At 33.2% G+C, this 12,948-nt stretch carries 13 protein-coding genes; all 13 read right to left on the minus strand.

Annotated elements, in window-relative coordinates; genetic code table 11:
• Positions 1-11 precede the first annotated feature (11 nt).
• The 13 genes from RIN63_RS13620 to RIN63_RS13680 all read right to left on the minus strand — a co-directional run bounded on the left by RIN63_RS13620 (position 12) and on the right by RIN63_RS13680 (position 12,604).
• Positions 12-983 (minus strand): DNA polymerase III subunit delta' C-terminal domain-containing protein, encoded by a 972-nt coding sequence (locus RIN63_RS13620; protein ID WP_310445292.1) that lies wholly within the window; start codon positions 981-983, stop codon positions 12-14.
• A gap of 13 nt (positions 984-996) precedes the next feature.
• The gene (locus RIN63_RS13625) at positions 997-1,281 is read right to left on the minus strand and encodes a cyclic-di-AMP receptor (RefSeq protein ID WP_310445293.1); all 285 of its coding nucleotides are present in this window, start codon (positions 1,279-1,281) and stop codon (positions 997-999) included.
• A gap of 12 nt (positions 1,282-1,293) precedes the next feature.
• Positions 1,294-1,620, minus strand: coding sequence for a cyclic-di-AMP receptor (locus RIN63_RS13630; RefSeq protein ID WP_310445294.1), 327 nt, complete (start codon positions 1,618-1,620; stop codon positions 1,294-1,296).
• A gap of 4 nt (positions 1,621-1,624) precedes the next feature.
• Positions 1,625-2,248 carry a dTMP kinase gene (gene tmk, locus RIN63_RS13635; protein ID WP_310445305.1) on the minus strand — a complete coding sequence of 208 codons (624 nt, stop codon included), beginning with the start codon at positions 2,246-2,248 and terminating at the stop codon, positions 1,625-1,627.
• A 25-nt stretch (positions 2,249-2,273) separates the two neighbouring features.
• Positions 2,274-3,689 carry an aminotransferase class I/II-fold pyridoxal phosphate-dependent enzyme gene (locus RIN63_RS13640; protein ID WP_310445295.1) on the minus strand — a complete coding sequence of 472 codons (1,416 nt, stop codon included), beginning with the start codon at positions 3,687-3,689 and terminating at the stop codon, positions 2,274-2,276.
• Positions 3,690-3,796: 107 nt separating this feature from the next.
• Entirely contained in the window at positions 3,797-3,988 is a 192-nt protein-coding gene (locus RIN63_RS13645; protein ID WP_310445296.1) for a sigma factor G inhibitor Gin, read from the minus strand.
• A 210-nt stretch (positions 3,989-4,198) separates the two neighbouring features.
• Positions 4,199-6,166, minus strand: a complete 1,968-nt coding sequence (locus tag RIN63_RS13650; RefSeq protein ID WP_310445297.1) for a sodium:solute symporter family protein — start codon at positions 6,164-6,166, stop codon at positions 4,199-4,201.
• A gap of 64 nt (positions 6,167-6,230) precedes the next feature.
• Complete coding sequence (locus RIN63_RS13655) at positions 6,231-7,004, minus strand: cyclase family protein (protein ID WP_310445298.1); 774 nt, start codon at positions 7,002-7,004, stop codon at positions 6,231-6,233.
• A gap of 22 nt (positions 7,005-7,026) precedes the next feature.
• Positions 7,027-7,848, minus strand: a complete 822-nt coding sequence (locus RIN63_RS13660) for a 3-keto-5-aminohexanoate cleavage protein (protein ID WP_310445299.1) — start codon at positions 7,846-7,848, stop codon at positions 7,027-7,029.
• 22 nt (positions 7,849-7,870) lie between these two features.
• Positions 7,871-9,043 (minus strand): thiolase family protein, encoded by a 1,173-nt coding sequence (locus RIN63_RS13665; protein ID WP_310445300.1) that lies wholly within the window; start codon positions 9,041-9,043, stop codon positions 7,871-7,873.
• A gap of 237 nt (positions 9,044-9,280) precedes the next feature.
• Complete coding sequence (locus RIN63_RS13670) at positions 9,281-10,681, minus strand: sigma 54-interacting transcriptional regulator (protein WP_310445301.1); 1,401 nt, start codon at positions 10,679-10,681, stop codon at positions 9,281-9,283.
• A 172-nt stretch (positions 10,682-10,853) separates the two neighbouring features.
• On the minus strand, positions 10,854-11,816 hold the full coding sequence (locus RIN63_RS13675) for an L-threonine 3-dehydrogenase (RefSeq protein ID WP_310445302.1): 963 nt from the start codon (positions 11,814-11,816) through the stop codon (positions 10,854-10,856).
• Between the two features lie 11 nt (positions 11,817-11,827).
• Positions 11,828-12,604, minus strand: coding sequence for a creatininase family protein (locus RIN63_RS13680; protein WP_310445303.1), 777 nt, complete (start codon positions 12,602-12,604; stop codon positions 11,828-11,830).
• Positions 12,605-12,948 lie beyond the last annotated feature (344 nt).

The raw sequence follows: 12,948 nt of genomic DNA on the forward strand, positions 1-12,948 counted from the left end.
CTATATTCCTCCTATATACTAAGAAGCATTGTCTCTAGAGATAATCCAAAATTAACATTTCTTCTAATATTATTTTTAGTATCTTCTATTTTATATATTATATCATTAATTCTGGTAAAATCTATAAAGGATTGTCTAGATAGCATTTCTACTTTATCATTGTTTGTTAATACTGGTGTTTCTCCAATTTCCTTGTAGATTAATAAATCTCTAAACCAGTATATAATAATATCTAGTATTTCCTCAATGTTTTCTTTATTTTCATTGAAAAAATCCATAGAAGTAAGTGCTTTTACTTTATCTCCATTTAACAAACTATCTATTATAGATATGGTTTCTTCCCTTTTTTGAAAAAAATCTTCTGAATTTGCTAACTCTATAGATTTTTCAACAGAACCCTTTGAAAAATCTGCTATAAATTTAGCCTTATCTATATGAAGTCCATATTCTTTAACTAATAAATCTATAATTTTTGAATTTCTTATTGGATAAAATTTTATGATTTGACATCTGGATAATATTGTGGGAATTAGCTTAGTACTATTGGATGTAATTAAGATAATATTTATGTAATTAGGCGGTTCTTCTAAAGTCTTTAATATTCTATTTTGACCATCTATTCGAATCATATCACTACTATCTATAACAAAAACCTTCTTATTTCCTTCAAATGGAGTGGTAGCCATGCCCTTAATTAGCTTATCTATTTCATCTTTTTTTATAACTCCTTTTTCAGGTGAAATAAGCTTGAAATCAGGATGATTATCTGCATTAAATTTGATACATGAGCTACAGACATTGCATGGTTCTGGAGATTTATTATCTTTACATAAAATTGCCTTAGAAAAGGCTAGGGCTAGGTTTTTCTTACCTAAGCCCTTTTCTCCTTCAAATAAATAGCAATGATTAATAGTGCCATTTTTAATGGCACCTTTTAAAGATTCAATTTGTTTTTCATGGCCTAATATTTGACTGAAATCCATTTCTTACCTCTGTCTATATCTTCATGTATTTGTCTATATCTATTACGAATAAATTTGCTCCACCAACTAATACCTCTTCATTTCCAGACTTAACTTTTTTGCTTGTACATTCTTTTCGTATAAGCTCTGTCACAGTATCAATTTCATTGTTCTCTACTCCTATTAAAAGGGTAGTATTGCCAGATTTTAGGAAACCACCAGTTGAAGAGAGCTTAGTAGTTCTAATTTTATTATCCATCAATGTCTTGACTACTTTTGAAATATATTCATCTTGAATTATTGCAATAATAAGTTTCAAACTAATCCCCTCCTATATCCTAATATGATTTTCTACATCTAAGATAAATACTGTTGCCCCTCCAACCTTTACTTCTAATGGGAATGGCATATAGGTATCTCCAGGCATTGTAACTGATAGTAATGATGTTGTAATCTCTCTAGTCTTACAGTTCTCTTCTATAACCTTCAGTACATCAGATACTTGTTCATCATCTGCTCCAATTAATAGGGTAGTATTTCCTGATTTTAAAAATCCACCTGTAGAGGATAGTTTCGTAACCCTATGTCCTTTCTCTGTTAAATCATCAATTAGACTTCCTGAGTCTTGATCCTGAACTATACATATTATCAGTTTCATTTCTTCACTCCCCTTTTTTATCTAGCAATCTTTCTATTTCTATGATGCTTTGTTGCAATACTTCTTCTACAGTTTTTGTTGCATCAATTATTTTTATATTCTCAGGGTACATCTCCAATAATTCCATGTATCCATCATAAACCCTTCTATGAAAATCATTTCCTTCCTGCTCTAACCTATCTCCAGGGACTTTGCCTAGTTTCCTTTCTAAGGTCAACTCTGGATCTACATGGAAGAAAAGTATTAGATCTGGATAAATCCCTCTAATGGCAAAGTCATTAATAGATTTTACTCTCTCAATACCTAAGCCTCTACCTACACCTTGATAAGCCAAAGATGATAATGTAAATCTTTCGCAAAATACAATCTTTCCCTGCTCAATAGCAGGTAGAATTTTTTCGTGAACATGTTGTCCTCTTGCAGCTGCATAAAGTAAGGCTTCGGTTTCTGCACCCATTGAAGTGTTTTTTTTATCCAATATTATATGGCGGATTTCTTCCCCTATTAAAGTGCCTCCAGGTTCTCTTGTCATAATAAATTCTATGCCTTTATCTTTCAAGTAATCACTTAATAATTTTATAATTGTTGATTTACCTGAACCATCTGGCCCCTCTAAAGTTATAAACAGTCCTCTCACCTAAAAACTCCCCTTCTTATTCAAGTACAACTAATTTATCTTTATTATATCCCATTAGCCCTACTATTTCTATACCATTTTCCATTAAAAACACAATCTGGTCATATAACTCTTGTGTTATTTCCTCACCTGGTACCACCAATGGCACTCCTGGTGGGTATGGAATAATAGAAGCAGCGGATACTCTACCTATACTATCTTTTAACTCTATTTGCTTTTTACCGCTATGGTATGCTTCATATATAGGTTTCATAACCTTTGGTATTGGCATTTCAATGCTAACAGGCGTTATTTCATCATATGGTGCATTTTTTGCTAAATCTTCCACAGCAGCTATTAATTTTTCATAATCCTCTTCTTCATTCATAAAGGATGTTAAGGCTAATGCATAGTAATAGTCTGTCATCTCTAGTCTTATATTATATTTAGCATATAATTGTTTCTTTACTTGAGAGCCTTTCATTCCATCTATTCTAAATAATATCTTCGTATTATCTTTTGCAAATATGGTTTTATCATTTTCATCTCCAGTAAATACGAATACTCTATCAATTGCATTAAGCCTTTTTATAGTTTCTTCACATTTATCTATATTCCATTCCAATTTTTCCCTTGCTTCTTCAGTATCCATATATGCTGTTGCTATTTCATTTGATGCAGTGAAGAGATATGAAGGTGAAGTTGTTGTATATAATTGATACCTGTCTCTAAGTTTATTCAAATCTACTCTATCTGTTCCTACATGAATCATTGATGTCTGAGTAAAACTTGCTAGGGTCTTATGTGTGCTATGAATTACTATATCTGCACCACATGCTAAGGCTGGCTTAGGAAGTCTCTCTGAGAATGTCATGTGAGGTCCATGGGCTTCGTCTACCATTAATATTCTATTGTGTTTGTGAACTATATTTGCTATGGTCTCTAAATCAGAACATACTCCATAATAATTAGGATATGTTATGACCACTGCTTTAATTTTTTCATCTTCGGCTAAAATCTCATCTATTTTCTTTGGATCCAAACCTGTCATTACATGGTACTCTTCATTATAATTTGGATACATATATATAGGATTTAATCTATTTAATATCATAGAATTATATACTGCTTTATGACAATTTCTTTGAACTAGAATCTTATCTCCTGGTTTAGTTATTGTGGCTAAAGCTATATAAATGCTTCCAGTTGAGCCATTTACTGCATATTGAGTATACTTTGAACCAAATAATTTTGCTGCTAGTTCTTGGCTCTCTTGGATGATGCCCCGAGGGTCTAGCAAATTGTCCATGCCTTCTGTTTCTGTTGTGTCTATAAATGGTATATAGTCACCCCAATTAATTAGTGTATTTTTACCCTTATGTCCAGGCATATGGAAAAACACACTGTTTTCTTCCATTAATTTTTTTAGCGCATCAAATACGGGAGTTTTCATTCCCAGCCATCATCCTCCTAATAATTTTTCTATATCTTATCTATTATATATCACATTTTCAGATATATAAACCATTAATTTAAAAAAACTTTTTATAAAACCCTGTATTAATTTACAGGGTTTAGTTGATGGAGTTCAGATATGTAATATCCAAGCAAAATCCTTATTATATTTTTATACTGATCATAGGTTTCATCATATACAGATGTCCTTGATATCTCATCTAGGCATTCTTTGCAAACTATTTGACTTAGTAGATTTGTCTTCGATTTATTGCTTCCACATATCCTACAATACATATTAATCCACCCCTCACCATGATTCTATAATTGGATTATTACCTTGTTATATATATTTTATTCCCCTGAATTTATTTCGTGCTTGGCTATGAGTGAGATTGATATTTATATTTTTCTATAGGAAAACCCATATAAAAAAACTCATATGGGTTTAATTTTCCCACAGGGAGAATCACCTGTGCCTTTACTATTGGGGGTACTGCTGTGGTATTAAGCGTATTTCTTGATTGCTTCTATACCTTTTTGTGTTACTTTGATTTTTCTCTTAAACAAGCCCTTTTCAATGATATATCCCTGTCTTGTTAGATGTGAAGTAACACTTGATACTTTTAGAGATTTCCATTGTTGATCTTTCACATAACTATTTACATTTTGTGGTGCGTCATTAGCAATTTTTAACAATCCAACATATGATGTATTTAATCCAACTTTATTCATCTCTGCTTGTTGTCCTGTTAGTTGAGGTAAAACTTCATTGGCTTTTTTAGTTACATAGAATTCATAGAACTTACTACCCACTAGACCTGCTCTTTCTATATAACCACCACGATCTAGTTTTTCTATTGCTGAATTGGAAGCCTTTGAATCAACACCTAATGCATCTGTTATATCCGCCATGTATATATGGCCGTTTCTAATTAATTCTAATACTTGAATGTCCATTTTATCTAATGTAACATTTTCTCTCTTGCCTTCAGATACTTTAATTTTCCAGTCTGATTGAGCATAATATTTTGAAGGTTTTAATTTTGTAGTTATAAGACCCACTATAACAGTTACTAAGAAACCAATGATAGCTAAATGTGTCCATTTTCCAACGCTAAATATTCCTAATAATTCAGTAAGTGTTAATGCTGCCATGGATACCATTCCTGCTAAAACTCCCCATAATGCTCCGTTTGAATTGAATTTAGGCCAAATGGCTCCAAAGCAAAGTAATACTGCAGGTGGTACTAACCAAGCATTAGCAAATGCAAATAAATATGTTGGTCCTCCTGGGAAGTAGCATAATGCCCATGTTAATATTCCAACTAATAACATTATTATCTTACTAGCTTTTAGTGTTGTCTTACCATCCGCTTTAGGATTGATTATTCTTTGATAGATATCCCTAGTAGCAGTTGATGATGCTCCTATTGCGGCTGTAGAAGCAGTAGAAATAGATGCAGCTACTGAACCTATGATGAAGAATGATGATACTACTGGTGGAAATAAACTTGCGAACACTCCATATGCTGCTGTAGGCAAACTTGTTCCTCCAGCAAGTGTATAGGCTTCTGGCATTACTGCTCCTGCATATGCACCTATAAATGCAAGAGGAATCATGAATACTGTAATTAATAATAATCCTGCTATACCAAATGATTGCTTTGCAATTTTTTCATTTCTACAGGAAGCAATTTTCATCCAATAATAGTTGTTTCCCCAAACTAAAGCTGCACCGAATAGTAAAATAAATGTGAGTGCACTTGGATACTTTAAGGACATAATTCCCATGCTTCCGCCTGTAATTCCTTCTGTAAATACATTTGCTCCTCCCCAGTTTGCTTGTAGAAAGTCAATTCCACCAAATCTTTTAACAGCCATTGTTAAAAATAGTGGAACGGCTATAATTCCTACAGATACTTGGAAAAAGTCTGTTATTGTTGCTGCCCACAATCCACTGATATAAGTAAATACTAAAATTATAGCAAAAACTATTGCAAGAACTATTCCTTGTGGCCAACCTACGAACCCAGATACTATACCAACTACAGACATTATATTGTTAGCCAGTATACCACACAGTCCTATAATAGTACCAACGGCAACTACATTCCTTACTTTGCCATCATATCTCATTTCTAAATACTCAGGAAGTGTTTGAGCTCCATTTGTTCTAATGAATTTGGAGAATACTAATCCATAGAATATAAGACCTAATGCAGAATAAATAACTCCCCATATAAGTGAACCTTTGATTCCGTATAAAATAGAATATCCTGGTGCCAAGGATACTGTTGTACCAGCAAAACCTATGGCTGCTACTCCCATTATATTGATTAATAAACTTACCTCTCTACCAGCTAGTATATAGTCTGAAGTGTCAGATACCCACTTCTTACTATACATTCCAGCACCTACCATTATTGCTGCAAAAACAATGAAGAAAATAGTGAAAATAACTTGTACATTCATCTTTCTACCACCCTTACATTTTATTTAAAATACCCTACTGTAATTTCTTAGTAATAGACATATATTATTCTTCTACTATACCAACTGCTCTAATCCATCCTGCACTTGCATCTTTAATTTTAATTGGAAGGCAAATTATTTCGGAACCGGTTATTGGGAGTTGATCAAGATTAGTAAGCTTTTCTATATGAAGATAAGCTTCTTCCTTTCCAGCTCTATGTCCTTCCCAAATAATTGAACTGTCTCCTGTACGATTAAACTCTTCTCCAGTTAGTGGCAGTGGTATATCCCAACTCCATCCATCTGTTCCCATAACTCTTACACCTTGATCGATTAACCATAAAGTAGCTTCTTTACTCATTCCACACCCAGCAGTTAAAAATCTTTCTGTTCCCCAATATTTAGGTGCATCAGTCATTATTAATACAATATCTCCTTTTTTTAACTTATAATTAATTTTCTCAAAATACTCAATAAAATCTTTACTCATTACTTTATATCCATCAGGCTTATCTCTAAAGTCTACTACTACTCCATGTCCAAAGAACCAGTCCAGAGGTACTTCATCAACAGTCCATGCTCTTTCACCCTTATTCATAGTTGGATAAAAATGATATGGTGCATCAATGTGAGTTCCTGTATGAGTTGATAGTGTTACATATTCTATTGCCCATCCATTTCCTTCAGGTAGATCATCTACTGTTGCATTACCAAAAAAACTTGCCATTTCTTCAGCTGTTTCTTTGTGGTTATTATATACTATTTGTGGCCTTTGTTTTGGTGGATCACTAGGTAAATCACTTTCAACTGAAATACTTAAGTCAATAATTCTTTTCATCTGTCATTCTCCTCTTTTAAGTTTATTTTTTCAATCCTAAGATTTCTCTTGCTTCATCTGAAGTAGCTACTTCATTGCCACTTTCCCTTATGATATTTGCTGCACGTTCTACAAATTGTTTATTTGATTCTGCTAATTGACCTTTTGCAAACATCACATTATCTTCCATACCTACTCTTATATGCCCACCCATTGCTATAGCAGTTAGCATAATTGGCATATGCCCTCTACCAATACCTAATGCAGACCAAGTAGATCCTTCAGGTATTAAGCTCTTTAGATAAACTAAATTCTCTACAGTTGCAGCTGTTCCTCCAGCAGCCCCTAAAACAAATTGGTAATGTAAAGGTGCCTTTAATATACCTTTTTTCACATAATACCTTGCATTATAAATCATGCCTGCATCAAAAATTTCAATCTCTGGTTTAACTCCATATTCTTGCATTGTTTGACCTAATTCTTCTAAAAAAGCAGGCGTATTTAAAAATACAGTATTATGTTGCCAATTCATTGAGCCACAATCATATGATGCCATTTCAGGTTGAATAGACTTCAAGTGGGCTTGTCTTGTTTCATCTGTAGCATTTAAATCACCAGAAGTTGTACAATTAATTACGATATCACATTTTTCTTTAATAAGTCTTACAGTTTCTTCAAATCTTGATTTATCCATAGTTCCTAAGCCTTCATCATCTCTCATGTGGAGATGTGCAATTGCAGCTCCTGCTTTGTAGCATTCAAAAACATCTTCAGCAATCTCTTTAGGTGTTAGGGGTACATTTGGATTGTCCTTCTTTGTTGGCCATGCACCTGTTGTTGCTACTGTAATAATAGTTTTTGCCATTGTTATTCCTCCTTTGTAAGAATTAATCTCTTTCAAGTAACATAGCTACTCCTTGTCCACCTCCACAACAAAATGTTATTAATCCTAAATGAGCATTTCTCTCTTTCATTTCATAAACCATTTTTGTTGTTAATATCGCTCCCGTTCCTGCTAGTGGATGCCCTAAAGCAATGGCTCCTCCATTTACATTTAGCTTTTCTTCATCTATTCCTAGCTCCTTCACACAAGCCAGAGTTTGTGCAGCAAAGGCTTCGTTTAACTCAATTAAATCAATGTCTTCTAACTTAAGATTTGTTTTTTCAAGAATTTTTTTAGTAGCAGGTACTGGTCCAATACCCATAATGTTTGGGTCACAGCCCACTGCTGTAAAAGCTTTATATCTTGCCAAAATCTCTAAACCAAGTGACTTAGCCAACTCTTCCTCCATAATAACTATAGCTCCAGCCCCGTCACTCATTGGTGAACTATTACCTGCTGTGACCATCCCATCTTTCTTAAAGACTGGCTTTAATTTAGCCATAGATTCTAGATTAGCATCTTTTCTAATAGGTTCATCTTCAGATACAGTAATTGTCCTCCCCTTACCCAAATCAACTTCAATAGGTAATATTTGTTCTTTAAATTTTCCTGATGATTCTGCTTTAGTAGCTTTTCTATGACTATTTACTGCATAATCATCTAGTTCTTCCCTTGTGATATTATACAACTCTGCAAGATTTTCCGCTGTAATACCCATATTAGGGTTTCCTATATGATCTGGTGAAAGCTTTAATCCCTCAGAGAATTTTGGTGGAGTTATAGAATATCCTATTTCAGGTTTTAACATCACATATGGTCTGCGGGAATCACTTTCAACACCACCTGCAACTATTACCTTCGCCTCTCCAAGTTGAATCATCATTGCACCTAGGGCAATTGCATTAAGAGAAGTTCCACATTGTCTATCAATTGTAAGTGCAGGCTTTTCCATTGGTATTCCAGCTTCAAGAGCAACCATTCTTGCAATATTATTCACATCATGGCCCATTAGATTTCCAAAGATGACTTCATCTATTAAGTCCATACTTATGCCAGCTCTATTTATTGACTCTTTAACAACTGATGCACCCATTTTATATGGCTCTACAGATGCCAATACACCTCTGCATTTTCCTACGGGAGTTCGTACAGCTGATACTATAACTGCATTTTTCATATTCTCCTCCTTTATAGAATGATTTTCTCGAATATAAGTATTGCAAATACCATGCCAATTTGTTATCAAAAAAGGAAGCTTGAAATTATAGGCTTCTAGCCATATAGTTTCAAACTTCCTTTTGTTTAAGTGTAAACAGTTGTTTACACTAGTTTTTTATTTTCTCTTACATAATTGTAATAAAGCATCTTTGGGTAAATGTGTAAACATAAGTTTACGCAAACCATAGTTTACAGTTTAACTTTTATCTATATTATATTTATCAATTTTTTTATATAATAAAGTTCTAGATATTCCTAGTATATTTGCTGCCTGTGTCTTATTGTTATTACATTTATTGAGAGCTTCAGTTATCGTTTCTTTTTCCAGTCTATCTTTCATATCTTTAATTAAAAATTCATTATTTCCATCTATTCTAGAGCTTTTCTGAAGCCTCTTATTCTCAAAGTAAGGACTAAAATGTTTCCATTCCAAAGTTTCACCCCAAGACATATTCATGGCTCTTTCTACTACATTTTGTAGCTCCCTTATATTCCCTGGCCATTCATACTCTAAAAGTCTACTTTTAGCCTCATCTGTTATACTAGGCACACTCATTCCTAGTTGAAAATTCAATCTATCCAACAAATTATCTGCTATTAGTGGAATATCTTCTTTTCGCTTTCTTAGAGGTGGAATAACTATCTTTATAACATTAAGTCTATAAAACAAATCACTTCTAAACTTTTTTTCTTTTATCATTTTATCTAACGAAACATTTGAAGCAGCAATAATCCTAACATTAACAGGGATACTCTCTTTTCCACCTACTCTTTCAATTTCTTTTTCCTGTAAAGCCCTTAAAAGTTTTGGCTGCAATACTAACGGCATTTGGTTGATCTCATCAAAAAACAAACTTCCTCCATTAGCCATTTCAAATCTACCCTCTTTTCCACCTTTCTTAGCTCCAGTAAAAGCTCCCTCTTCATATCCAAAAAATTCGGATTCTAGCAAATTACTTGGTATCGCAGCACAATTTACCTTTATAAAAGGTGCAGAGGTTCTAATACTCAAATCGTGTATAGAATGGGCTACAAGCTCTTTCCCAGTCCCAGTCTCCCCTTCAATTAATACAGTAGAATTTGATCTTGCAGCGTTAATTATAGTATCTTTCATCTGCCGAATTTCTTGACTATTACCTATAATATTATCTATGGAGTACTTTGCCCCTCTAATCTTTCTCAACTCTTCTTGATAATATTCAATTTGATTGAGCATACTATTGACTTTTGATGAAAAATCTACAGCACCCTTCATACCCCTAATAATTACATGTATAAATCCTGCAACTAATTCTCCACCTTTAAGGATAGGTATATAAGTGGAAAATGCCTCTGTTTTAGAAGGTCCCTTTGAGATGATTACATGACCAGTAATTGCTTTTTTAGATTTAAGAACGATATCAATCTTCGTGTCAGGAATTAGCTCATGCACAAATTTGCCTTTTATATCCTCAAGTTTTATTCCGCCCATCATATCTGACCACGCCTCATTAACATATACATATCGACCTTGGGGATCTGTTATAACAACACCGTCTAAATGATCTATAATAAGTTTTGATATATCTGGGCTCAAATTTTTAATAGTATCTGACATTGTAACCACTCCTTGAAGTCAATTGTTATTATACATATCCCATTACTTTGTACTTCTATTGTATATTATATAATAAAAAACATATTAAAACAAAATAATCAAATTCTAAAGATTATTCACCCCAGAAAACAATAGAACCCATATGGATTTTCCATATGGGTTTGACAAATGTTTAGTCTTCTATGTTTAATTTTATCTTCAATTTCTCCAACATATCTTTTGTCATCATTTCTAAATTATATTTTGGATTCCAGCCCCATTCTTCCCTTGCAGCTGTATCGTCTAATGAATTTGGCCATGAGTTAGCAATTTCCTGTCTAACAGGGTCAACATCATAGTCTAATTTGAATTCTGGTATGAATTTCTTAATAGAAGCTGCTAACTGTTCAGGCTCAAAGCTCATAGCTGTTACATTAAAGGCATTTCTATGTTTCAATTTTGATGAATCAGCTTCCATCAAATTCACTATCGAATCCAATGCATCCGGCATATACATCATGTCCATCTTTGTTCCCTTATCAATAAAGCTGGTATATTTTTTATGCTTTAATGCTTCATAATAAATATGAACTGCATAATCTGTGGTACCTCCTCCTGGAAGTGTTTCATATGAAATTAATCCTGGGAATCTAACACCTCTAGTATCTACACCAAATCTTTTATGATAATAGTCACATAACAATTCTCCTGCAACTTTTGTCACTCCGTACATAGTAGTTGGCCTTTGAATTGTATCCTGTGGAGTATTATCTGGTGGAGTAGATGGACCAAATGCAGCGATTGAGCTTGGGGTAAATACTTGTAAGTTTTTCTCTCTACCTAATTCAAGAACATTGTATAATCCATTCATATTTATGTCCCAACATGCTACTGGGTCTTTTTCTCCAACAGCAGATAAAATAGCAGCTAAATTAATTATAGTATTAACATTATGTTTATCTACTATTTCTCCCATTTGCTTTGCATCATTAATATTAACAATTTCAAAAATCCCTGATTCAATTAATTGTTCATGTCCTTCTTTTATCCTTCTTCCACTAGCTATAACATTTTCTACTCCATAAATTTCTCTTAATTTTGTAGTAAGTTCTGAACCAATTTGACCTAATGCTCCGGTAATTAATATCTTTCTCATGAGATTTCCTCCTATTGTTCTGAAGTTTGTAATTCATTAATAACTTTAACTAAGTTTTTCACTAGGTGATCGTGATATATTTTTCCGTTTTCTTTAGTAGCCTTAGATGGTTGACCTGTAATTCCTCCTGATGTTTCAGCATGAGCTTTAGCTGATTTCAATGAGCTTGGAACATAGCATAATGTATCATGCTCATATGAAGGATCCACAGAATATAAGTCTTTAGGACTTATTGGATTGTCTACAGCTTTATCCATTTGTACAAGTTCTTCATATCTATAAAGCATATGAGAGCTTTCTATTTCGTCAGCATGACCTACTGGACCATAACCAAGCTTCTTTACAATATCCTTTGACATATATGCTGGGTCGAATATCTTAATTTCAACATCTAATTCTCTTTGCGCTTTTTCTGCTGCTAATTGCATCCAAATTATATTTACTATTCTATGCCCATTTAATAGTACAAATTTCTTAACTCCGTGATCTGACATAGATTTTATAATATCAAATAAATATTCAACTAATACTTCTGCTCTAATAGTAATTGTTCCTGAAAGTACCATATGATGTGGGCTCCAGCCAAACCATAGTGGTGGAACAATTAATGCGTTAGTCTCCAATGCAGCTGCTTCTGCCAATGTTATAGCCACATAGGTGTCTGTACCAACTGGTAAATGTAGACCATGTTGTTCTGTACTTCCTATAGGTATTATGGCAACTCCCTTACTTTCTTTAATTAATTCCTCTGTTTCCTTCCAGTTATTTTCCTGCAACCAGTTTTTCATAAAATCCCCCTCTATATAGATTATTTTTATTAATAAGAAATCTCTAATTGATGTTTTATATCATGAGCTTTTCTTATAATTTATAAATTATAAATTAATGTTTAATTGATATATTATTATTGTATTATGTTTGTCTTGATATTAATGTGTTTGTGCATACATTTCGCAAGATTTCTTATTAATAAATTTAAAAATCCACTAGCCAAAATATGAATTTTGACCAATGGATTATAATTCTATCTATTTTAGTATATTCATCTCTTTTCCAACTGCTTCAAAGACTTCTACTGCTCTGTCTAATTGCTCTTTAGTATGATCTGCTGTTACCATACATCTAACTCTTC

The sequence above is a fragment of the Tissierella sp. genome, from assembly GCF_031460495.1.
In the GTDB taxonomy this organism is placed as follows: Bacteria; Bacillota; Clostridia; order Tissierellales; family Tissierellaceae; genus JAVKTS01.

Coding starts and splice junctions, on each gene's coding strand:
- RIN63_RS13620 (WP_310445292.1), bottom strand. CDS start 983: ATGGATTTCAGTCAAATATTAGGCCATGAAAAACAAATTGAATCTTTA.
- RIN63_RS13630 (WP_310445294.1), bottom strand. CDS start 1,620: ATGAAACTGATAATATGTATAGTTCAGGATCAAGACTCAGGAAGTCTA.
- RIN63_RS13640 (WP_310445295.1), bottom strand. CDS start 3,689: ATGAAAACTCCCGTATTTGATGCGCTAAAAAAATTAATGGAAGAAAAC.
- RIN63_RS13645 (WP_310445296.1), bottom strand. CDS start 3,988: ATGTATTGTAGGATATGTGGAAGCAATAAATCGAAGACAAATCTACTA.
- RIN63_RS13650 (WP_310445297.1), bottom strand. CDS start 6,166: ATGAATGTACAAGTTATTTTCACTATTTTCTTCATTGTTTTTGCAGCA.
- RIN63_RS13655 (WP_310445298.1), bottom strand. CDS start 7,004: ATGAAAAGAATTATTGACTTAAGTATTTCAGTTGAAAGTGATTTACCT.
- RIN63_RS13660 (WP_310445299.1), bottom strand. CDS start 7,848: ATGGCAAAAACTATTATTACAGTAGCAACAACAGGTGCATGGCCAACA.
- RIN63_RS13665 (WP_310445300.1), bottom strand. CDS start 9,043: ATGAAAAATGCAGTTATAGTATCAGCTGTACGAACTCCCGTAGGAAAA.
- RIN63_RS13670 (WP_310445301.1), bottom strand. CDS start 10,681: ATGTCAGATACTATTAAAAATTTGAGCCCAGATATATCAAAACTTATT.
- RIN63_RS13675 (WP_310445302.1), bottom strand. CDS start 11,816: ATGAGAAAGATATTAATTACCGGAGCATTAGGTCAAATTGGTTCAGAA.
- RIN63_RS13680 (WP_310445303.1), bottom strand. CDS start 12,604: ATGAAAAACTGGTTGCAGGAAAATAACTGGAAGGAAACAGAGGAATTA.